This is a genomic window from Pseudoalteromonas sp. Bsw20308 (assembly GCF_000310105.2).
GTDB classification, from domain to species: domain Bacteria; phylum Pseudomonadota; class Gammaproteobacteria; order Enterobacterales; family Alteromonadaceae; genus Pseudoalteromonas; species Pseudoalteromonas fuliginea.
In genome coordinates this window covers 1,651,951-1,674,777 of sequence record NZ_CP013138.1, presented here as the reverse complement: position 1 = coordinate 1,674,777, position 22,827 = coordinate 1,651,951, and the positions used below count along the sequence as shown (strand labels likewise).

The following is a 22,827-nucleotide window of genomic DNA, read 5'->3' as shown; positions in this document are numbered from 1 at the left end:
ACTATTGCTCACGCGATTCACACTTTTTACCAATGGTAATGTGCGGTGCAAAGTTACACGGTTTATGTATTGAGTTAAGTTGATCTTTTATTATGCCTGTCCACGCAGTTTTACATGCGCCTGTAGAGCCTGGCATACAAAAAATAACGGTGTTATTAGCAAGTCCTGCCAATGCACGAGATTGAATAGTAGAGTTACCAATTTCACCGTACGATATATGTCTAAATAGCTCGCCAAAGCCATCTACGCTTTTATCAAACAGCGGCGCAAATGCCTCAGGTGTTGAATCGCGCTCGGTAAAACCTGTACCGCCAGTCACTAAAATAGCGTGAATGGTGTCATCGGCTATCCACTGCGATGCAATAGCGCGCATTTGGTAAACATCATCTTTTACAATTTCTTTATCCGCTAAGTGATGACCCGCCTCAGTTAGCGCTTTAATTAAGTAATGACCAGAAGTATCGGTAATCGCATCGCGCGTGTCGCTTACTGTAAGTACGGCAATGTTTAAAGGTATTTGTGACTCAGTTGTGTGGCTCATAATGTTCTTCTTAATTGATTAATGCTTTGGTCAAAATGCTCATTTACAGCTTTAAATTGCGCCGGTGTATTGGTGTTTATTAATGCGTGCGCTTTATTACATAAAAGCGTTTGCACACCAATGCTTTGGGTAAACTGTTTTATTGATTTATGACTGTTAGCGTTTGTGAGTATGTGTTTTAAATGATTTTTTACACTGCTTGTATTACGAATATACAGCGGTAGTGGTTCATTTTCAAAGTGCCAAGCATGTATTTGTGACTGATTTAATTGATTGCTCACACTTTGTACTTTATTTGACTGAGAAGCCAGCACAATTGTGCTTAACAAACTACTCGTAAGTAGAGGCATATCTACCGCAGTAATAAGTAAGTCGTGCTCAGTGGCTATTAATGTGGAATAAATTCCGCCAAGGGGTCCACTATTTGGGTATATATCTTTAACGTACTTTTCTGAGGGATAATCGCTCGGTGAATAATGGCTCGATGATTTAACTGGATTTGTAACGTTGCGACTTATAAGTATGTTTTTAGCGCCTGCGTCTTTTAATAAATCACACGCATTATGCAATAGCGTTTTATTTTTTAAAACTAAATCGGCTTTGTCTGTGCCCATTCTTGATGACTTACCACCAGCAAGCACAACGCCTGTAAAATCTCGCTTAGCTTTTACTTCCATATTAACCACCTAACATGGCTAAGTGAGTTGTCGCACCTGTTAAGCGTTTATCTAGCTCATGGCTTATTTCTTTATTGCCCATAGCGGCTCGAATTGCCTTTACGGTCGCTGCAGTATCGTCCTCGTTTAGTAGTTCGCGTAAATCTATACCTTGCTCGGCAAACAAGCATAAGTGTAATTTACCCAGCGCCGACACCCTTAAGCGATTACAACTTTCACAAAAGTCTTTACTGTAAGGCATTATTAAACCAATACGACCATCGTAATCAGGATGACAAAACTCCTCAGCGGGTCCATTTAATTTCCCCCTAACGACTTGTAACCAGCCTTGAGCTAAAAGCTGGGCTTTAACTGTTTGCCCACTTAAGTGGTTTTCTTCAAAAAATGTTGCGCCGTCACCTGTTTCCATTAATTCTATAAAGCGCACTGTAACTTTGTGGTGTTTTACCCACGCTAAAAAATCCTTCAATTGGTTTTTATTAAACTGCTTGGCAAGCACTGCATTTATTTTTATATCTTTTATGCCCAGATCTACCGCGCGTTCAATCCCTTTTAAAATAAGGTTAAGTTTGTCGTGCCCTGTTATGAGTTTAAACATACTCGGATTTAAACTATCAATACTAACATTAAGCGCATCAAGCCCGGCTTCTGCAAATTCATCAATTTTATTTAATAAATTAAACCCGTTGGTAGTAATGGCTACTTTTTCTATACCAGGCGTATTTTTACAGAGTTTTATAATATCGGTTACGTCGTTTCGTAAGCATGGTTCGCCACCTGTAATACGCACTTTTTTAGTACCTAGTTCTGCAAACGCATTTACCAGCGTGCTAATTTCGTTTTTATTTAAAAAATTACGCGGCGTATCGCACTGATACCCGTTTGGTAAACAATAACTACAACTAAAATTACATACATCGGTTATTGAGAGGCGCAAATAGTTAAACTGCCGACCAAATTGATCATTAAGCATATGCTTCCTTTTTTCTTTACATTACAACCGCAACATCAATGCTGCTAGAACCTGCTTTGTAATGTTGTTTTATTAATTGGCTTAATTGTGTTTTACACGAACCGCAGTTCGTCCCACATTTAAGTTCAGACCCCAATTGCTCGACTGTGTTTGCACCGTTTTTAATGGCGTTTATAATTGGCTGCTCTCTTACTTTAAAGCAGCTACACACTTGCACGCCTTGGGTAAATTCTTCATCGGGGGTCGCATAAAGCAAAGACTGTAACTGTGTAAAAGTCAGTAATGGCACTGCAAATAAATGGTTTATCCACTCAAGTGATATTTCTTTTTGTTCATTAGAAATAACACCAACAAACGCTAATTGATCGTTTTGAATACACTGCACATGCATGGCTTTTGCCGTGTTCATAGCCGACCACTGCCCTTGTAAACCAGTTAAGGTTTGGCAGTAATACAGTAAATCACTTTGTGGCTCATTAAGCGCCAATTGGTAATTAAAGCAATTGCTTGCATTAACTTTGAGCCAAAAATCACTGTTTATAACAAGTTCGTTTTTAGCAAACAGCTGCATATATTGCACAAAGGGTGCTTTAACTATATTAACAGCGCCGTGTTTGCACTCAGCCTGACCAGATAGAGGGTCAACTACCGATTGATACAACCCACTTACTGTTGCTGATGACGCAAATTGCTTATTCCAATGAATAGGCATAAAGCATTCACCTTTTCGCACCGAATCGGTTACTTTTGCATGCGCGGTAACCTGCCCTGTTTGGGCAATTGCACTTATTAAATCGTTTTGCTTAATTGCTAATTTACTGGCATCAAGCGGGTTAATTTCAATGTACGGGCGTGTAATATGCGATGAAAGCGCAGTGCTTTTACCGGTGCGACTCATGGTATGCCATTGGTCGCGTATACGCCCTGAGTTCATTACAAAAGGGTAATCATTTGATGTTTTTTGCACCGGTAATTGCGGCGTTATGGGTATAAAACGCGCCTTTTTATCAGCGGTGCTAAATTGATTATTTGTAAAAACCTGACCATTTTTATAAGGCTGATTTTTAACAACAGGCCACATAATGGGTTTTAAATTATCATACTGATTTTGTGTGAGCCCAACTAAACCAGAGAGGTTTAATACTCGGCTGCCGTTATTTTCAAAGTCGGTTAATTGTGCCCATTCTTCAAAAATGCCACTTGGATCTGTAAAATCAAACCCTTCAAAGCCCATTTTTTTAGCGACTTCGCACATAATTTGCCAATCGTTTTTAGCTCCTGAATAAGGCGCTACTAACGGGCGCTGCCTTGATATTCTGCGCTCTGAGTTGGTTACTGTGCCGTTTTTTTCACCCCATCCGGTTGATGGAAAAGCAACATCGGCAAATTTTAACGTATCACTTTTTGCAATACAGTCAGATACAACCACCAGCTCACAGGTCTCTAATGCTTTTTTAATAGCGGCGTTATTGGGCAAGCTCACCATTGGGTTTGTTGCCATTATCCACACTGCTTTTATTTTGCCTGCGGCTATTTCATCAAACATATCGATGGCATTACTGCCTGCATTTTTAGCGATCGTTGGCGAGAGCCAAAAGCGTTGTACAAGTGATTGATGCGCTTCGTTTTCAATATCTAAGTGCGCCGCTAACTGATTAGCCAAACCACCTACTTCGCGCCCGCCCATCGCATTGGGCTGCCCAGTAATTGAAAACGGACCACTGCCTGGTTTAAGTAATTTACCTGAGGCTAAATGCGCATTAATAATAGCGTTGCATTTATCTACACCCGAGCTTGACTGATTTATACCCATTGAATAAAAGCTAATCGCACTTGGGCTGTTAGCAAATAGCGCGTAAAACTCAGTAACTTGCTCAATTGCTATATCGCAAAAGTCACTAACTGCCTCACAGCTCCATTTTTGTGCTTCTTGCAATGCGCTTTCAAAACCGTTTGTGTGCTGAGCAATAAATTGCGTATCGAGGTGGTTATGCTCATTTAAATAATTAAGCAAACCGTTATAAAGCGCAGCGTCACTGCCTGGTTTTATATTTAAAAATGTGTCGGCAAGCTCAGCGGTGTCGGTTTTACGCGGGTCAATAACGACTACTTTCATATTTGGGTTAAGCTGCTTTGCACGCTCCATTCGCTGATACAAAACCGGATGAGTCCATGCTGCATTAGAGCCAATTAAAATAAGCAGCTCAGTTTGCTCTAAATCCTCGTAGGTACACGGCACTACGTCTTCACCAAAAGCGCGTTTATAACCTGCCACAGCAGACGACATACACAGGCGCGAATTTGTATCAATATTGCCTGAGCCTATATAGCCTTTCATTAATTTATTAGCAATGTAGTAATCTTCAGTAAGTAACTGCCCCGATACATAAAAAGCCACCGCATCGGGTCCGTGCTTTTGTATTATGTCGTTAAATTTATTTGCAACATGGTCGGTTGCTTCATCCCACGTAACGGCTTGATTATTAATAAGAGGCGACGTTAAGCGGTTATCACTGCCTGTGGTGTCGAGCAAATGCGTGCCTTTTACACATAAACGACCAAAGTTTGCGGGGTGCTCTCGCATGCCTTCAAGCTTGGTTGGCACATTATTAAAAAGTGAAATATCAACACCGCACCCTACACCACAGTAAGCACAGGTTGTTTGTTTTAAACTGGTTTTATTTATAGTTGGTGACGTGTTTGCGGTTGTCATACTACTGCTCTCTTTTAGTGTGCTTTAATTTATGCAGGCTGTTTTACAGGCTCATTAAGGGTAACTACGTTAATAGTGTTACTTGCTTTAGCGAGCGCGCTATTTATTACGTTTTGAACGAGCTTTTCACACCCTCCACAACCTGTACTGGCTTTGGTGCTTTGCTGCACACTTGCCAAATCTATGCAGCCGTTAGAAACTGATTGTTCAATGGTGTGTTTAGTTACTTTATGACAAGCGCAAATAATGGCGTCATCAGGCAAGTCATCGGCGCTTAGCTCTGCTATGTCGCCGGCAAGGGGCATAATGAGCGCTTCGGGATCGGTGGTAAGTTTAATGTCGTTTAAATGATATTGCAGCAAATTGTCGTAATCGCTGGTATCGCCAACAAGTACCGCGCCAATCAGCTTATTACTTTGTGAATTAGTGACTATTTTTTTATAAATACCATTGGCTTGGTCTTCAAAGTAATAGCTTATTGCGCCTTCGCTGCGTGCATGTGCATCGCCGATAGAGCCTACTTCAACACCCATTAATTTAAGCTTGGTGCTCATATCGGCACCGCTAAATTCATCGGCTTTATTGTCTAAGCCAGTACTTTGTAAACTACCTTGCTGCGTATCTTGTAAAATATGACCAACTGCTATTTTAGCCATGGCGTAACCAGGTGCCACTAAGCCAAAAATAAAATTATTCCACAGTGCACATTCACCAATAGCGTATATGTTTTTGTCGCTCGTTTGGCAGTGGTTATTAATTACAATACCGCCGCGTTCGCCTATCTCTAAATTAAACTCGCGGGCTAAATTATCATAAGGGCGAATACCTGCCGAAAATACAATCATGTCAGTTTCAAGGGTTTTACCGCCCTTAAAACACATTTTATAACGGCAACTTTCACCTTCTACTATTTCCTCGGTTGCTACCGATGTATGCACAGTAACGCCCAAGTCTGTAATTTTGTTTTTTAGTAACCGACCGCCCCCCGCATCAACTTGTACGCCCATAAGTTGCGGTGCAAATTCTATTACGTGAGTATGCAGACCCAGTTGCTTTAATGCGTTTGCAGCTTCAAGCCCCAGTAAACCGCCACCAATTACCACGCCTACTTTGCTGCCGTGGGCTGAGTTTTTTATTGCGTGTAAATCGTTAATGGTGCGATAAACAAGGCAATGCTCACGATCTTTACCCGGTATAGGCGGTACAAATGGGAATGAACCTGTAGCAAGCACAAGTTTGTCGTATTCAAACAACTCCCCTTTAGCGGTCGTTACAGTGTGCGTATCACGATTTATATCAACCACTTTAGAATGAGTATGAAAGCGTACTTGCCAATCGTCATAGGTTTTATTGCATGTAAGTGCGAGGTCGTCTGCGGTTTTGCCTTTAAAAAAAGAGGATAGTTGTACACGGTCATACGCTAAACGGTCTTCACCGCTAAGTACCGTAATTTCAAATTGTTCATCAGCCTGATTTTGAGAAACTAGCTGCTGCACAAAATGGTGCCCCACCATTCCGTTTCCTACCACTACAACACGCTGCTTACTTAACATTTACCCACCTTAAAGTGATACCTATTTTAGTAATTGACTAAAATTGAAATCGAATGATTTGTTATAGGATTGTTATAGCAATATGTAAGCCAAATATATAAGCATTTAAAATCAGCAAGTTGTCTATGTTGGTGCAGGGGTGAAAAGCATAAAGCCCCACAAGATGGTGCAACTGCACCATCTTGTGTCGCTATAAATTACAAGTGAATATTAGAAGATAAAGAGGGTTAAAATTTAGCGCTCATCCATACCCACAATTTTTGAGTATCGACTTTATTAGCAGCAGTATCGCCCGCTGAGTAATCAGCGTATTTAACACCCACTGCGTATTGTTTATTAATAGGTTTAACGTATTGTACGTTTAGTTCAGTACCCAAATCGTCAACCCCATTTGATTGCTCATTAGCATCAAAACTGTGATAAGCCACCAACCATTTTCCGTCAAACGCTTTACCATTTAAGCTTATGTAAGTGTCGTCCAAGCCTTGTGCGGGTGTATTTAAAAACGTATCTGCCCAACCATTAAATTTATGTAACGTGGCAAGCGGTGTTGCAAACCCGTAATCGCCATTATCAGAGCCAAGTGACTCTATGCCAACTTTTAATGTTACTGTTTTTATACCCAAACCATTTAAATCCACAGCGCCTTCAAGTGCATAGTAATCGGCATCAAAATCACTCACGCTTGTTGAGGCAGACTGCGTTGCATACTCCGCTTTGTAATAAAATTTTATGTCGTTTAGGGTTTTATTACCGTTAAAAGAAACGCCATAAGTGTCTAAACTGTCGTCTTGTAGTGCATCGTCACTTAATAAGTAACTGTATAAAACCACTTTACCGTAGTCTGTTTTAAAGCTTGCATTAATTAGATGATCGGACGATTTAATGTCTTTATCGTCAGCAAATATGCGGTTACGCTTATTTAAATAACTGTACTGTAAATCTATGTTATTAAATGCGTAATTAATGGTTGCTGCATCAAAGGTTTGTCTGTCTTGACGCCAACCTACGTGCCCAACAAAACGCTGCCCATCAAGGGCTATTACTTGGCGCCCTACTTTTAGCGATAGACCATCGCGGGCATATTTAACAAAACCTTGGTCTATCTCGGTGTTTTCTGGGTCGGCAATAACAGAGTAATTAGTATTTTTCCCCACCGTATTGTTGTAATCATCTACGCCCAATAGGCTGCGAGTATCTTCTACTTCAATAAGGGCTGAAAAACCATTAACCTCGTCTGTTTGATGCGTTAAGCGGGTTCTAAGTGTTAAGCCGCTTGCATCTTTTAGAGCATTTTCTTGATCAACGCTTTCAAAACGCAGTCTAAAATCAAGATCAGTTTGCGAAGCTTGGCTTATTGAAGGTGCAGTGAAGCAACCCAGTATAAAAATAATAGGTAAGTTGTTCTTATAGTTAAGCATTTTGGTTCTCTAAGTTTTAATTATTAATACACATACCAAAGCAATAAATAAACACAGCGAAATACATTTCCACACCATAACTGGATCGCGTTTCATTATTGAACTTTTATTAGCGGTACTTTCTAAATAAGGATTAGGTTTGTTGATATCGTTTATAAACTCAGAAAAAGCTTGGTATCTGAGCTCAGGTTTAGGGGCAAGCGCCTTCATAAGGGCTTGATCTAACCAAAACGGAATATCGGCTCTGTATTTACGAATACTTGTGTAATGCCAATGGCTGTAATCTTTTGGCGCTACGTGGTTAAGTGGCAGTGGTTTATAAGGCAATTTTGAGCACAATAACTCATATGCAATCACGCCAAGTGAAAACAAATCACTTTTAAAATCGGCGTGCATAGTAATGAGTGTTTCGGGTGCAGTGTAGTCGGCAGTGCCTTGCGGGCAATCATCCGCAATTTGTTTAACCGACTCGTCCATAGCCGCAACACTTACTGTGCCGTAATCTATTAGCGTTACTTTGCCGTGCGCATCTATCATTACGTTATCGAGTTTTAAATCACGATGTACCATATCGAGTCGCTGAAACGCCCTTAGTGCATGTACTATTTGTTCAATAATACTGCGTACTTGGGTTATTTCTGGGTGCGGCACGTCGTGCTTCCAATCACTGAGTGTTTGCCCGTCCATGTACTCACAAATATGATACAAAAAACGACTTTGCGATTGCGTACTCAGTACTTTCATCACGTTTAAATGGTTTATGCGTTGCCCTACCCAGCCTTCTCTTATAAAGCCTTGAAGGTAGTGCACATCGTCTTCAAAATTAACCGAAGGTGCTTTTAAAACCACTGGCGGTATATCGGGCGCTTGTTGCACTAAATAAATGTGCGAGCGACTACTGGCATGTAATTTACGAATAACCGTGTAGTCATCAATTTTTTGCCCAACATTAAGCGCAGGTGGAATTTTTCGTCGTGTTAGCGAATGATAAAGTTCATCTAACTTTTGCTCGGCAATATTTTCTACTTTTACCAGTAAGCAACTTACGTTGTCGTCACTGCCTCGCGCTAATGCAAGTTCGGTAATTGCTTTAGCTGCACTTTCTAAATTAGTGTGCTCTAAATTAACGTGTTCATTAACTAATTTAGCTATATCGCTGTTTGGGAGCACATCGTGTACGCCATCGCAGGTTAATATATAAATATCGTCTGCTTTTAGGTCAACTTCGTATACATCTATTTCTTGATGAAGTTGTGCGCCAAGCGCACGCGTTAGCGTATCGTTTACTTTGTGATCCCGTGTTATTGCCTCTATTTTATTTTCTCGCAAGCGGGTAATACGCGTATCACCTAAGTGAAATATATAACCCGTTGCCGACTTTAAAATAAGCGCTGTAAAAGTCGTCATCCAATCGGCTTGGCGCTGACCAAGGTGATTATAATTAACCGATTGCGAATAAAGCCACTGATTTAAACTTGCTAACACCTTCGATACTGACTTTTTAACCGCCCAACTTTCGGGGGTATTTAAATACTCATTTATAAAATGAGTAACCGAAAGTTGAGACGCTTGTTTAGCATTTTTTGCTGATGAACACCCATCGGCTAAGCAGGCAATAACGCCTTTAGACTCTTTTTCTTGCGCTTTGGTATTAAGAGCTGCAAACGCATCTTGGTTTTCTACTTTTAAGCCTTTTGCGCTGTGTCCGCCAAATGAAACGTTGAGTTCATTTTTTAGCGCTTTAACGTGGAGTGTTTCATCAAACATAGTCAATAATGCCTTAAGTCACTGAAATAAGTTCAACGGTGCCGTCTTCATTTACTTCGGTAATATGTCCGTCTGGCTCGGTCATAAAAAACAGTGCGCCTAAGCCAAGTATTGCGCTGCCCGCAATAATGAAAAAGAAAGTTTGATAATCAACAAGTGACAATGCCGTTAAGTACACTACTGCACCTACATTACCGTAAGCGCCTGTCATACCAGCTATTTGCCCAGTTAAACGGCGCTTAATTAGCGGTACTGCCGCAAATACAGCACCTTCACCAGCTTGCACAAAGAACGAACATGCCATAGCCGCAACAACTGCAAGCCATAAAGGCCAAGATGCATCAACTAAGCCCATTACAAAATAACCAACAGCAAGACCCGTTGTAAGTACAATAAGGGTAATACGACGACCTAATTTATCTGAAATCCAACCGCCACCTGGGCGAGATGCTAAGTTCATAAATGCATAAGCAGAGGCTAAAATACCCGCGTACACCATATCAAGCGCAAACACATCCATAAAAAACAGCGGTAACATAGAGACAACCGCAAGCTCAGAACCAAAGGTTGTAAAATATAAAATATTTAAAACAGCTACTTGCTTAAACTCATAACGATGCGACTCGGGTACAGGCTCTTTAAAAATATGACCATTTACGTCAAAGGTTTTATACACTTCGTAAATATAAAGCAGAACTAAAAAAGCATACACGGCAAGTACAAAATTAGCCGAAATTAGGTTAGCACCGGTTGGTGAAAGCTTCCAAGTAAGTAATGCTAATGCGCCATACATAGGGATTTTCATAATAAGGAGTAATACAAAGTCGCCTTTACTGGTTACTTCCATTGCGCCTACTTTTTTAGGTTTAAAGTATGTACCGCCTTTTGGTGTATCGGTTACATTTAGGTACCAAATAATACCAAATATAACGCTTAATACACCGGTTAAACCTACTGCATAACGCCAACCATCTTCGCCACCAAACATAAGTGCAATAATTGGCAATAACATAGCCGCTGCTGCTGAACCAAAGTTACCCCAGCCGCCATAAATACCTTCTGCTATCCCCAGCTCGTTAGCAGGAAACCATTCACTCACCATACGAATGCCCACAACAAAGCCTGCACCAATAAAGCCTAGCGCAAAACGGGCTATAGCGGCTTGTTCAAATGTGGTTGCCATAGCAAACATAAAACACGGAATACTACAGGTAATAAGTAGCGCCGCATAAACAATCCGGGGACCAAATTTATCGGTCAGCATACCCACCACAACACGGGCAGGAATAGTTAACGCTACATTTAAAATTAGTAATGTTTTAACTTGTGCCATGGTAATACCAAGCGAGCCCGCAATTGCACCCAATAAAGGAGCATGGTTAAACCATACAAAAAATGACACAAAAAAGACCATCCAACTTAGATGTAATACTTTCATTTTTCCTTTAAAGGATATTAAGTTAAATCCAGAACTCGGTTGCATGTTTATTTCCTCGTAAACGTATTATTGTTTTATAAATGCCCCACTCTTTTATATGAGTAGCAGCCCAAACTTTGTTAAATTTTAGTTAACCCAATACAGCAATTACTGAGCCACTAATTAAAAACCATATATTTCAGTTGGTTATATGCATTTATTATTTTAATGCGTTATAGTTGCACTATATGAGTGAGGGGGTATGGGCTGTTACAGTGCAAATAAAAAGCGTTACTACTTGCTCTAGGATTTAACAAATTGGTATTGTTCAAAAAAAGTATGAGATGTTTAAAAATGCAAAAAGCACCGTTAACGTACCAACAGCAACTACGCTATTCTCGGCACATTATGCTGCCGCAGCTTGATATAGACGGACAAGAGAAGCTATGGCAATCGCATGCTTTAATTGTTGGTGTGGGTGGGCTTGGATGTGCGGTAAGTCAATATTTAGCGGCATCTGGCGTTGGGACGCTTACCTTAGTTGATAACGATGAAATAGACGTGACCAACCTGCAAAGGCAAATACTGTATAAAGAAAGTGATATTGGTAGCTCAAAATGCAGTGCTGCAAAAAAACAGCTTAACGCACTTAATAGTGAAATAGATATAAACACCATTGAGGCATTTTTTGATGTAAATACCTCTACAAAACAATTATTTAATAACATTGATATAGTGATTGATTGTTCAGATAACCTAGCAACGCGTAATGCACTTAATAGCGCCTGTTTTAAAGCTAAAGTTCCGCTAGTGTCAGGCTCTGCAATACGCATGGAAGGACAAGTCGCGTGTTTTACTATGGATGAAAATAGCCATTGTTATGGTTGTTTATCGCAATTTTTTAGTGAACAAACACAAAGCTGCTCCGAATCCGGCGTACTTTCTCCTATTGTGGGGTTAATAGGCAGCATTCAGGCTACTGAAGCGCTAAAAATGCTTGCTGGTTTGCCAAGTGGTTTAAGCGAGCACTTATTGCTGGTGGATGGTTTAAGCATGGAGTTTAATCGTTTTAAAATAGCTAAAAGCAGTCAATGTGCAGTGTGCAGCATTTAGTTATTCTAGATTACTGATTGTTGTATAAAGCACATCGCCCACTTTAAAGTCGTTTTTGTCCCACACTCGTCTTGAAGCCAAACAATACAATGTTTGCCCATCTACATTAAGCGTTAACTGCCACTTATTATTAATAAGCTCAGCCTGAGTTAATACCGACTTTAAAACATTACTGTGCGTTGTTTGCTCAGGCTTTAACGCACTAAACGACATTTGCTCACTTTCTATAATTAGCTTATTACTACTATCTACAAGTGCAGGAAGCACAAAAAGCGGCTGCTCACTTTGCTGTAATTGCAGTTGATATAGCCCGTAGTCTTCATCAAATTTAACCACATCGTAATTAATTAAGCTCAGCGGTGTTTGCCTGTCGTTTGCGTAAATAGCTTTTGCAACGTGCGCACTTGCACCTTGGTTTATCACCTTACCTTTATCAAGCTGAATAAGGGTATCGCAGCAAAATAGCAGCTCTTTTAATGAGTGACTTACTATTATAAATTTAATATTAAACTTAACGGCTAACTCATTGAGTTTAGTGAGCGTTTTAAAACGCAATGACCAATCAAGCGCACTAAAAGGCTCATCGAGCATTATAAATTTTTGACCGGCAAGCAAAGTGCGCGCAAATACTACACGTTGGCGCTCACCGCCCGATAAGCTTTGTACGTCACGATTTAGTAAGTCTTGTAATTTAAGTGTTTTAACAACGTATTGAAGCGTTAAGCTGGTTTGTTTATTCCCGCAGTGTTTTTGTGTAAACGCTAAATTACCTGCCACATCTAAATGAGGAAACAACGGACACGATTGCAACTGAAGCGTTATACCGCGTTTATCGCTTGGCAGCTCATGCACTGGCTGATTATTTACATAAACACTTTTTGCAGGCTCTAAACCGCTAATACAACGCAGTAATGTTGACTTACCGGAGCCAGAAGGTCCGAAAACACCCAATACATCAAACGACTCAAGCTCAAGGTTTATATCTAAATCAAAATTATTGAGTGCTTTAAAAAGGCTTAACTTAATCATGTTATTGCTTAACCCCGACAATGCTTTTATTAAACTTAAATAACAGCACTAAACAGGCAAACGAAATAGCCAGTAAAATAAGTGAAAGCTGATGCGCCGCCGTATAATTTAACGATTCAACATGGTCATAAAGCGCAATAGACACCACCTGTGTTTGCCCCTGAATATTACCGCCAATCATTAATACCAAACCAAATTCACCCAATGTATGTGCAAAACCTAAAGCAAACGCGCTACCAATACTGGGTTTTAAAAGCGGAATTATTAAATGCACAAAGCGTTTAAACGGGCTCAACCCAAGCGCAATGGCAGCTTCGTTATAGGTTTGATTAATATGTTTAAACCCAGCCACAAGCGGCTGCATTACAAAAGGCAGTGAATAAAAAAGCGAGCCGATAACCACGCCCTGAAAACTAAACGCAAGCTGCGTACCCGTTAGCCAAAACCAAAACTGCCCAAAAGCGTGATCAGGCGAAAATAAAACAAGTAAGTAAAACCCTAATAATGTAGGCGGTAGCACTAAAGGCATTGCAATTAATGCCTCTAAAAATGGTTTAAATTTACCGTTATAGCCAGCGAGCTTGTATGCCAGTGGAATACAAAAAATAAGAAGGAGTACTGCGGTTATAAAGGCAAGTTTTATAGTTAACCACAGCGCGGTTAAATCACTTTGAAGCATTGTTATCCTTTATTCTGTAACCTAATTCAATTAACTGCTGCTGCGTAGCTTCTGCCATTAAAAATTGCATAAGTTGCTTAGCGCTAGCATGCTTTTTAGTCGAGCTAATAATAACGCCTTGTTGAATTATATCGGGATATTGATTGGTAGGCAGCACGGTATAATCTAAATATTTTTGATCTTGCGTGTTACTGTAAGCCGCCTTTAGTGATGAAACAGCCACCAGCCCTACTCCTACATTACCACTTTGCACAAACTGAAACGCATGTGTAATGTTATTCCCGTACACATAATTTATTGGTTTTTTAAAATGGTTATTCGCGTAATGCTCTGAGGCACGCCCGTATGGTGAAAAACGCGGATTAGCAATGGCTACTTTATCATTTACTTTTTCAGCTTTGGGTTGCCACAAAGCAAGTTCGCCTAACGCGTAAGTGATTAAGCTGCTTTGCTCGGCATAGCCTTCTTTAATAAGCGATTGCGGGCGAAAATCGTCAGCCGATAAAAACACATCAAATGGCGCGCCATGCACTATTTGCGAATATAAAACACCGCTAGAGGCGGCTGATATTTTCACGTCAACATTTGGTAATGGAGATTTTTTTAGTAGGGTTTGCAATACCGTTTTAAAATTACTCGCCACGGCTACTTGTAGCGTTTCTTTTGCGTTTACGCTGCACGAAAGCATGCATGCTATAAGCAAAAAATAACCCAACCATGTATTGTAAAGCTTTGACATTATAAGTATTGTTTCAAAATAAAATGATTTAAGTAAGCAATATATATGAACGATGTTTGCAATGCACCCGGTTTATTGCCAATTGAAACTGCAATACAAAATATACTTGGCTCGATAACGCCTGTTAAAGACGTTGAAACCATCACTATAATGCAAAGCGTTGATCGCGTTTTAGCAAGCGATGTTAAATCAACTATAAACGTACCAGCGCATAACAACTCTGCAATGGATGGCTATGCGCTATGTATTTCAGATAAAAGCTTAACCTATACACAAGTAGGTAGCGTGTTTGCGGGTCAAGTTTTTGAAGAAACGCTTACCCCAGGGCAATGCGTAAGAATAATGACCGGCGCCGCCATTGCACCCGGCGCTAACGGCGTTGTAATGCAAGAAAACGCCTCGGTTAATGGCGATAAAATTACGTTTACTGCGCAACCAGAGCTAAATGAAAACGTACGTTTTGCTGGCGAAGATATAGCAATCGACGATGTTATTTTAAAAGCAGGGGATAAATTAAAAGCCGTTGATGTGGGGTTACTTGCATCTTTAGGAATTGCCAATATAGACGTAGTAAGAAACTTAAAAATAGCCGTGCTTTCTACAGGCGATGAGCTAATTGAACCTGGTCAGCCTCTTAAACAAGGCGCTATTTTTGAAAGCAACCGCGCTGTTATTATTAGTGCGCTGCAACAAAAAAATATAGACGTGCTTGATTTAGGAATAATCCCTGATGACAAAGAACTCATCACTAATGCATTTTTGAAAGCGAACGAACTTGCCGATGCCGTAATAAGCTCAGGCGGTGTATCCGTTGGTGAAGCCGACTTTACTAAAGAAGTGCTCAACGAAATTGGCAATATCCACTTTTGGAAAATAGCCATGAAACCAGGCAAACCTTTTGCCTTTGGTAAATTAAGTAACAGTTACTTTTTTGGCTTGCCAGGTAACCCTGTGTCGGCTGCTGTTACGTTTAATCAATTAGTAGAGCCTGCACTGCAAAAGCTGTCGGGTCTTGGTGAAGTAAACCCTAAAATGCGCTTTAACGCTGTTACTACATCCGTTATTAAAAAGCGCCCTGGCAGAGCTGACTTTCAGCGCGGTACTGCAACAACTAACGAACAAGGTGACTTGATGGTTGCCCCGTTTAATAAACAGGGCTCGGGTGTACTTTCGTCGCTTAGTAAAGCTAACTGCTTAATTGTAGTGCCAGCACAAAGCGGCAATATCGAAAAAGGCGCAACAGTAAGTATTGAGTTGCTATAAATGCTTACTATTAGACATAAAAAACCAACTAATGTTGGGTTTTTATGTCTAATATTTAAGTCAATTAATTAGAACAACGATTCAAAATCGCCATTTGAAAATAAAACCCCGGGGATGCCACGAACGGCAGTAACGTCAGCTATTTTAGTATCACCAAAATATAAACCTCCACTGTAATTACGGCCCTTTTGTTTTACATCTAACCAACGGCCATCTTCGCCTTTCGCAATGAGGTTAATATTGCCACTAACATCACGAATACGTAAATCCAACGCCCTATTTTTTACACTAACAAATATATCTGTAGAAGTAAGTTCAGATAAATTTTCAACATCACCTACGTATGCAAATTTAAAATCGCTTGCACCACTCAATGGAAAATCTAATTCAAAAGTAAAGGCTAAATCGTCATTATCTTCACCAATAAAAGGCGAAGCCTCTACTGCTGTGATATGAAATGCAGTGTTTTGAGTGTCGCTTACGTAATTACCATTAAAATCAAAGGTAGATAACGTAGTTGACTCCTCACCTAGTGAATTAACAAAACGATTTAAGTTTAATGATAAGTCACCTTCTAGTTTACCCGCTGCTTTATTGATAATTACATTGGTCGTGATCTGCGCTATACCTGTATCAGCTTCTGGGTTTAATTCACTTTGAGCATCTATACCATCAAATTGAATCACCAGCTCACTCACATCAACACTTAATACCGTAGCGCCATTTGTGACAGTTGCACTCATTACACCTTCAATTTTATCTCCCAGTACACCACTTACCCTAAATGTTGGGATTGATAAATCAATTGCTATAGGTAAATCATCATATGTGCCAGTAATAGCCCATGTATAAGGTGATTGGCTATAAATGATATCCAAATCACGAAGCTTATATTGTCCTGCTGGCGTAGAGCCTTCTGCAAGTGGAGAATAGTTTGTAATAACTTCATTTAAAGCATTAGTAAGCGCACTAAGAGTTCTTTGTGTGTCTTCATCAAATGCACCTTCAAGCTCAGTAAATTTTGCGTCTAATTCATCTGAGTAAGCTTTTTCTTGAAGTCTTGCAACACCTATTATATTTCGCGTATCAACAAGTAACTCTCTTGAATCTAAGCTTTGTACTTCTGCTGAACGAGCCTGCCAATTTGTGAATGTAGTTACGCTCGCAATGGTTTGCTTAACTTGACCAGCGACATTTTTCAGCAAAGCATTACCTTGGTCGCTAAATAAGTTATCTGTAACATACTGCACTGCTAAATCGCTGTAATCTTGCCACGCTTGCTGGTCAGTCTCCAAGTTAGTAAATGCATTAAAAGCACTTACAACGCTAAACGTACTATCAGCAACACCAGCTAAAATTGCCGCGTAAGTAAATGCGTTAGTAACCATTTCTGCTTCAACACTTGCATTTAAATTACTGTGCGTTAAATGATAAAAAGGCGTGGCTGATAAACTAGCCTGTGTAGCACCAAAACCTTCGTCAGTAATTGCTTTACTCAATGGCGATAAATAAACCGTATTTACACCAGGAGCACTAAAAGCAGCTGCTTTGTAATTAAGAGTAACGGCTGTTAATTCTTGATAGTCGATTAAACGGTTCGCGTTTAAGTCATTTGCATCACCACGAACTGTTCTGCCGCAACCGGTAAAGCGTGGGCAAGGTAGCGTTGTATCACTAGGTATAAACTCAAAGCTATTAAAAGTAAGTGGAGTTACATTTATACTCGCAGTATTGATGTTTTCGACTTCAATTGATTCTTTCACCACCCCATCACTATCTAAAACATTAAGCGTTCCCTGTGGTGATTGCCAATTAGATACATAAAAATTTACAGAAGAAGATGTTGAAACTTCACTCACTGCAACAGATTCTGAACTGTCACTGTCTGATGAAGAACCACAACCTACCAATGCAATAGCGACCCCTAAAGGTATAATTTGTTTTAACATCTTCATTCCTTAAAACTTAATGTTCACGTACCAATTCACATTCGCATAATAGGCTTTATCTAAATCTAAGCTATCTGTTTGTAAATTAAGACCAAAATATTCACTTTCTATACCAACCAAAAACGCTTCACTTTTTGTTTCGTAGCCTGCTTGTACTTTCCAATGATCCCAAAAGTGAATGCGGCCTTTTAATTGGCTAAACGTGTCTTTATCGTAACGTTTTAAAGTTAGTTGGGTTGAAAAACGCTCGTTTATTCTGTAATCGGCAAATGCTTGTAGTCGCATTTCCATCTCAAAATCATGCGATTCGGTATTTCCAAATGCAGACGTTTTTAATGATACTGTTGGCTGAGTAATAATATCGCCGTTGTCATCTTCGCTAAATGGGATCTCAGTAGTTTGACCCTTTACAGAGCCGCTGTCTTCGTACTCTGTTTTATAGAGCAAATCTTTTACGCTAAAACCAACTTGAAGCTCATCATTTACTTGCCAATCAGCAAAAATATCTAGGCTATAGCCAAGCCCTTCAGGTTTTTGTGAAGGTGAAAACTTTTTAAATAATATGTCTTTTGAAAAGTTGTAATCGACAGTTACAGCGCCTTCAACTTCATCACTATAAATTTCACCATTTACAGTGGCATCTTGATAGTGCGAGCTGGCAAAAACAGAAAGTTTAGGTGTTATTGTTAATGCATTTTTATCTAAAAATTTAAAATCATAAGATACAAATACACCGTTAGACGTTGCTTGTTTAGCATCAAGGTAATATGTATAAAATCTATCTTCAAACTCTAGATCATTTTTTTCGGTATGAGTATATTTGGCTGTATCAGGATCAAAGTTAAGAACATAGTCGTAACGACTTTGTAAACCTACCTTAAAATTACCGTAGCCAACACCTACTTCAAATATATTATAGGTAAATGCACTGTCACCCGATTTTAATGGAGCATCAAAATCATCTACAAAAGCTTGTACTGGTTGTGCTTCTGTATAAATTTCTGCGTCAAAGTGGGTAAAAATTTGAAATTGGTTATCTGCGGAAGCAAGAGGAGAAATAAAAGCTGTTGAAAATCCTAACAAGAGAATTTTTTTTTCATAATTTAATCGCTTTCTATAAAAAAAGGGAAAAGCGCTGCTTTCCCCTTTTATAGTTTAAATATTACTTAGATGAATCAATTAAATCAACATCAGTGTAATCAACTACGTCACCATCAATGTAAGTAATTGAAAGACCGTTTGTTGTTTTAGCTGCAGTACCAAAAGACATCATCATCTCATTGTACATAGCCATAACGTCACCAGTGTAACCTGCACTTTCATTACCAGTAATAGACAACGTGTAACCCATTGCATTATTTACTGTAATATCTAAAGCACTTGCTTCTTCCATGTCGCTGTCAAGGTATGTAGTCATTACTTTAAAGTCTACATCACCAGATACACCTTCTAATGAAATAGAACTTGAATCTGTTTCTTCATCAGCTGTAATGCTTAACACGCCGTTAAAGCCAGAATCGCCATCCATAATTTCAATATGGTTAGTCGTTTCAGTCATTATGATTTCTGCATCATCTACATTATCAGCCGTCACCGCGCCATCAAAAGTAAATACTAAACATGAATCGATTTGAGTAGCATCAATTGTACCTGCTGCAAATTCAACACAATCCGTCAATGCTGCTACTTGCGTATCAGCAGTTACAAGCTTAATAGATGCATCATTTTCGCCTACCAGCGTAGCACCCCAAGCAACAACTAGCTTATCACCTTCATAAGAAGCCGCTGCGTTAATCATTTCACCTGTAGTAGCATTGCTAAGCATAAGTGTAAGATCATCTAAGCTGTAATTGTAAGCCCAGTTAGGGAAACGTGTAGATGTACCCGATGCAGAATCACCCATACCAGAAACTTCATCGATTACATCAGCTACAATTTCAGCAGCATCAATAATAGCATCACCACCAGTACTCGTTAGCACTGTCATAGTCGCTAATGACTCTGACGTAGCTTTAACAGAAGCTAGTACAGTTAGTTTAGGAAGCGCTTCTTCTGCAGCAACTTGAAGCGCTAACGCAGCTGTAAACTGCTCCGCTGCTAATTCAGCTTTATCAGTAGCAACTTTAACCATTGCATCAGCATCATCAACTAATGTTTGTGCTGCGTCTTTATCTTCATCTGTTACAGCAACATCTAAATATGCTTGTGCAGCTGCTTTAGCTTGCGCTATAGCAATTTCCAATGCATCTACAGTTGCAGCAAATTCAGATGCGGCAGAGACTGCTGCTGTTGCAAGCTCTAGAGCAGCCGCTGCATTAACAGCGGTATCGATCGTCGCGTTTTGTGCATCAGCAAGCGCTGAAGTAGAAGCAGCTTCTGCCGTCATTGATAGGGTTTGCTTCGCATCTGCAACATCTGCTGCATCAATAGCAATAGCTTTAGCCGCCGTTACTTCAACATCAAACTCTGTAACAGCCGCATCAACAGCAATAACTAATTCAGCAAGCGCTGCGTCAAACGCACTTACTTTGTCAACTTCTGTATTTGCATCAGATAGTAGATCTTCTGCATTATCAAGAATTTGTTGGTATGTATTATTTTGGTCAACAAGTAATGTTGCTGCTGAAACAAGACCTTGAGACTTAATAAATAATTTATTTACTTTATTTGCTAAATCGGCAGTTTCAGCTTCATTAACAAGTGTAGCTACTGCACTTGCAAATGCGACAGCACTTGCTGCATCAGTAACCGTTTCTCCACCTAGAGATTGAGCATCTGCTAAGTTAGTCTCAGCTGTCACTACTAAAGCTTGTAAAGTAACAAGTTCAGCTTCTGATGCTGTAACCTCTGCTGTAACAGAAACAGCTAATCGAGCATAAAAATTGTCATCAGCTTCACAGTTATCTGTACAACCTAACTTTTCTAATGCTTTTTTAACTTTTTTAGCAATAAGCGCTAAACTAGCGTCAGTTGCTGCGCCATTTTTAATAGCTTTATTTTTTGCTGCTTTTGCTTTAGCAGCAATGCCAGCCGCTTGTAAAATAAATGCATCTTTTTCAGCATCTGTTGCATTTGGATTAACAACATTGAATGCATTTATAATTGCAGCTTCAATAGCATCATCATCACCAGTAGCAATGGCTAAAAAAATGTTAGATGTGTTTGTTACTGCTTGTTGAAGTTTAGCCGCTAACGCTGCAATTTCAGCATCATCACTACCGCTTAACTTACCATCTTTAATGCCTGTTTTTAATTTACTTAGCACATCGCTGATAGAGTCTAAACCTTGAATAGATGACGCTATTTGAGAAATTGCTAAAATACCTTCGCTTAACTCTTCTTCACCGTCTACATCACTTAAATCAACTGCACCACCAATTGAAGGGTCAGCAAGTAACTCTGGTATTTGAAGTGTGCTATCAGGTCCCATTAATTGGAAAAAACTGCGTAAACTTACTTCAGCAATAGTAGGAGGACCAACCTCTCCTCCAGCTGTAATAATTAACTGAGAACCGATAGTCGTAAACAATGTTGCATTAGCTGTTAAAGAACGAGATACACCTGGATCGCCTTGAGCTCCACTTGCACCTGACGTATCAGCTGTAATTGCTGGGACAAATTTGATTACTGAAAGTTCTAGATCAGTTTTGTACCATTCACCAAATTCAATTGCAGTATCGCCATCATTTACATCATCAACTTCTGGGGCTGTTGCGTAAGAACCACAACCTAAGTAAGCATCACATCTTAAAAAGCTCTCATCGCCTTCTTCTGACGTTTTAACTGTGATGTAAACTGGTCCAGTAAAGTTATCTTCTAAGAAAATGCTGTAGCGTCCGCTTTCATTTGTTAGAACATCATCAGGGTTACCTGCAATTTTGTTTGCTTCTAAATCAGCATCGGCTGCATCTTGCGATAAACCTTCTCCAGAGAAAGATTCAGCTTCAGAAGAGGCTTCTAATCTAAATGCAACAGCTACACTTTGACCAGTTGCATCTAATGTAGAAACGCTTACTACCGCGTTCATCATTGCGCCTTTAACAGCTTTACCAGTTACTTCAACATTAAATTGAGCATCATCTGATGAGCTAAAAGATTCAACAGGAGGTACGTATACATTCCTATCGTTATCAGAACCACAAGCTGTTAAGCCCAATGTAAGTGCAACTGATGCTGCAATTGGTGTAAATTTGATCATACGCTTCGACATTTATTTCTCCTTGATAGCTTGAAATGAGTATCAGAAATTAGTTTAGTCACAATTTGCATTGTTCAAGTTTACAAAAATAATAAACGAACACGCAATACTAACCTTTGTTACTAGAATTCTAAAAATACCATTAAGCCATATATTTTTGCTACATATTTATACATTTTATTAAATGTATTTTGATTTTATCTACATACTATTTCTTTATGACCCTCAGTAATCTAATTAAAAATCATAAAAACTCAGGACGCTAAAATATAGTATATCCATTTTGTGAATTGAATATTACATTTAATTTAGTTTGTTAATATTATTCTTCAAGTAAATGCGATGAATCGAAGAAAAAAGCGGTTTTTTTACTGAACTGGAATGAAAATTAACTAAAAAAATATGACTATGACAACATTCAAATTTTTTCAATCGCTAAGCATTGAGCCATATATTTGGTTTTTCTTTTTATTACCTAAGGCAATTTAATCGCGATGCGAGGTTTGTAATCTAGTGGGCTCGCTAACTGCGTTGAAAATAGCTGGCTAGAGAAAATAAGTTTAATATCATCATGATTCAATATGTTAGTAAGTCTCTTAACCAGAGTTAAGGTTAAGTAATAACCGAGCAAATAGTCCCCAACACGAACCCAAGGGCAATGCATGTTTGACATCTATGCTGCGTTATCGCCTATTTATAGTAAATAACACCATAGGCGTTGCCTTGCCTAAAAACCAAACATACAGCTGCAAATTCAACCTCGAAGATAAATAGACCCAGATATTGAAATAATTA

Annotated in this window: 16 protein-coding genes; 2 read left to right on the top strand and 14 right to left on the bottom strand. The window is 39.4% G+C overall.

The window, feature by feature from the left end; translation table 11 throughout:
* Position 1: 1 nt before the first annotated feature.
* The 8 genes from moaB to D172_RS07155 all read right to left on the bottom strand — a co-directional run bounded on the left by moaB (position 2) and on the right by D172_RS07155 (position 11,128).
* Positions 2-541, bottom strand: coding sequence for a molybdenum cofactor biosynthesis protein B (moaB, locus tag D172_RS07190; protein WP_007375237.1), 540 nt, complete (start codon positions 539-541; stop codon positions 2-4).
* A complete protein-coding gene (locus tag D172_RS07185) occupies positions 538-1,218 on the bottom strand; it encodes a molybdenum cofactor guanylyltransferase (protein WP_007375238.1) in 681 nt (226 codons plus the stop codon). The genes moaB and D172_RS07185 overlap by 4 nt, the downstream gene beginning before the upstream one ends.
* A 1-nt stretch (position 1,219) precedes the next feature.
* Positions 1,220-2,191: a GTP 3',8-cyclase MoaA gene (moaA, locus tag D172_RS07180; protein WP_007375239.1), complete on the bottom strand. Its 972-nt coding sequence runs from the start codon at positions 2,189-2,191 to the stop codon at positions 1,220-1,222.
* A 16-nt stretch (positions 2,192-2,207) separates the two neighbouring features.
* Entirely contained in the window at positions 2,208-4,904 is a 2,697-nt protein-coding gene (locus D172_RS07175) for a nitrate reductase (RefSeq protein ID WP_007375240.1), read from the bottom strand.
* A gap of 29 nt (positions 4,905-4,933) precedes the next feature.
* The gene (locus tag D172_RS07170; protein ID WP_007375241.1) at positions 4,934-6,457 is read right to left on the bottom strand and encodes an FAD-dependent oxidoreductase; all 1,524 of its coding nucleotides are present in this window, start codon (positions 6,455-6,457) and stop codon (positions 4,934-4,936) included.
* A 227-nt stretch (positions 6,458-6,684) separates the two neighbouring features.
* Positions 6,685-7,878, bottom strand: coding sequence for an alginate export family protein (locus D172_RS07165; protein ID WP_007375242.1), 1,194 nt, complete (start codon positions 7,876-7,878; stop codon positions 6,685-6,687).
* A 9-nt stretch (positions 7,879-7,887) separates the two neighbouring features.
* Positions 7,888-9,645, bottom strand: a complete 1,758-nt coding sequence (locus D172_RS07160) for a bifunctional protein-serine/threonine kinase/phosphatase (protein WP_007375243.1) — start codon at positions 9,643-9,645, stop codon at positions 7,888-7,890.
* Positions 9,646-9,658: 13 nt separating this feature from the next.
* The gene (locus D172_RS07155; RefSeq protein WP_007375244.1) at positions 9,659-11,128 is read right to left on the bottom strand and encodes a NarK family nitrate/nitrite MFS transporter; all 1,470 of its coding nucleotides are present in this window, start codon (positions 11,126-11,128) and stop codon (positions 9,659-9,661) included.
* Positions 11,129-11,416: 288 nt separating this feature from the next.
* On the opposite strand from D172_RS07155, the gene moeB reads away from it, so the two are divergent.
* The gene (gene moeB, locus D172_RS07150; protein WP_007375245.1) at positions 11,417-12,175 is read left to right on the top strand and encodes a molybdopterin-synthase adenylyltransferase MoeB; all 759 of its coding nucleotides are present in this window, start codon (positions 11,417-11,419) and stop codon (positions 12,173-12,175) included.
* On the opposite strand, the gene D172_RS07145 is transcribed toward moeB, so the two are convergent.
* From D172_RS07145 to modA, 3 genes are read right to left on the bottom strand one after another with little or no spacing between them, the layout of a single operon-like run.
* On the bottom strand, positions 12,176-13,204 hold the full coding sequence (locus D172_RS07145) for an ATP-binding cassette domain-containing protein (protein WP_007375246.1): 1,029 nt from the start codon (positions 13,202-13,204) through the stop codon (positions 12,176-12,178).
* Position 13,205: 1 nt separating this feature from the next.
* Positions 13,206-13,883, bottom strand: a complete 678-nt coding sequence (gene modB, locus D172_RS07140) for a molybdate ABC transporter permease subunit (protein ID WP_007375247.1) — start codon at positions 13,881-13,883, stop codon at positions 13,206-13,208.
* A complete protein-coding gene (gene modA, locus D172_RS07135; RefSeq protein ID WP_205986649.1) occupies positions 13,870-14,622 on the bottom strand; it encodes a molybdate ABC transporter substrate-binding protein in 753 nt (250 codons plus the stop codon). Before modA ends, modB begins: the two co-directional genes overlap by 14 nt.
* Positions 14,623-14,667: 45 nt before the next feature.
* Here modA and glp point away from each other — a divergent pair, with 45 nt between their 5' ends.
* Entirely contained in the window at positions 14,668-15,885 is a 1,218-nt protein-coding gene (glp, locus tag D172_RS07130) for a gephyrin-like molybdotransferase Glp (RefSeq protein WP_007375249.1), read from the top strand.
* A 68-nt stretch (positions 15,886-15,953) separates the two neighbouring features.
* Here glp and D172_RS07125 read toward each other — a convergent pair whose 3' ends face one another.
* The 3 genes from D172_RS07125 to D172_RS07115 all read right to left on the bottom strand — a co-directional run bounded on the left by D172_RS07125 (position 15,954) and on the right by D172_RS07115 (position 22,044).
* Positions 15,954-17,834 (bottom strand): hypothetical protein, encoded by a 1,881-nt coding sequence (locus tag D172_RS07125; protein WP_007375250.1) that lies wholly within the window; start codon positions 17,832-17,834, stop codon positions 15,954-15,956.
* A gap of 9 nt (positions 17,835-17,843) precedes the next feature.
* Positions 17,844-18,917 carry a hypothetical protein gene (locus D172_RS07120; RefSeq protein ID WP_007375251.1) on the bottom strand — a complete coding sequence of 358 codons (1,074 nt, stop codon included), beginning with the start codon at positions 18,915-18,917 and terminating at the stop codon, positions 17,844-17,846.
* Between the two features lie 79 nt (positions 18,918-18,996).
* On the bottom strand, positions 18,997-22,044 hold the full coding sequence (locus tag D172_RS07115; RefSeq protein ID WP_007375252.1) for a hypothetical protein: 3,048 nt from the start codon (positions 22,042-22,044) through the stop codon (positions 18,997-18,999).
* Between the last annotated feature and the right edge of the window lie 783 nt (positions 22,045-22,827).

Bases quoted from the DNA above. Each gene is read 5' to 3' on its own strand.
- D172_RS07125 (WP_007375250.1), bottom strand. From the start codon at position 17,834: ATGTTAAAACAAATTATACCTTTAGGGGTCGCTATTGCATTGGTAGGT.
- modB (WP_007375247.1), bottom strand. From the start codon at position 13,883: ATGCTTCAAAGTGATTTAACCGCGCTGTGGTTAACTATAAAACTTGCC.
- moaB (WP_007375237.1), bottom strand. From the start codon at position 541: ATGAGCCACACAACTGAGTCACAAATACCTTTAAACATTGCCGTACTT.
- D172_RS07165 (WP_007375242.1), bottom strand. From the start codon at position 7,878: ATGCTTAACTATAAGAACAACTTACCTATTATTTTTATACTGGGTTGC.
- D172_RS07115 (WP_007375252.1), bottom strand. From the start codon at position 22,044: ATGTCGAAGCGTATGATCAAATTTACACCAATTGCAGCATCAGTTGCA.
- D172_RS07170 (WP_007375241.1), bottom strand. From the start codon at position 6,457: ATGTTAAGTAAGCAGCGTGTTGTAGTGGTAGGAAACGGAATGGTGGGG.
- modA (WP_205986649.1), bottom strand. From the start codon at position 14,622: ATGTCAAAGCTTTACAATACATGGTTGGGTTATTTTTTGCTTATAGCA.
- moeB (WP_007375245.1), top strand. From the start codon at position 11,417: ATGCAAAAAGCACCGTTAACGTACCAACAGCAACTACGCTATTCTCGG.
- moaA (WP_007375239.1), bottom strand. From the start codon at position 2,191: ATGCTTAATGATCAATTTGGTCGGCAGTTTAACTATTTGCGCCTCTCA.
- D172_RS07155 (WP_007375244.1), bottom strand. From the start codon at position 11,128: ATGCAACCGAGTTCTGGATTTAACTTAATATCCTTTAAAGGAAAAATG.
- D172_RS07160 (WP_007375243.1), bottom strand. From the start codon at position 9,645: ATGTTTGATGAAACACTCCACGTTAAAGCGCTAAAAAATGAACTCAAC.
- D172_RS07185 (WP_007375238.1), bottom strand. From the start codon at position 1,218: ATGGAAGTAAAAGCTAAGCGAGATTTTACAGGCGTTGTGCTTGCTGGT.
- glp (WP_007375249.1), top strand. From the start codon at position 14,668: ATGAACGATGTTTGCAATGCACCCGGTTTATTGCCAATTGAAACTGCA.
- D172_RS07145 (WP_007375246.1), bottom strand. From the start codon at position 13,204: ATGATTAAGTTAAGCCTTTTTAAAGCACTCAATAATTTTGATTTAGAT.
- D172_RS07175 (WP_007375240.1), bottom strand. From the start codon at position 4,904: ATGACAACCGCAAACACGTCACCAACTATAAATAAAACCAGTTTAAAA.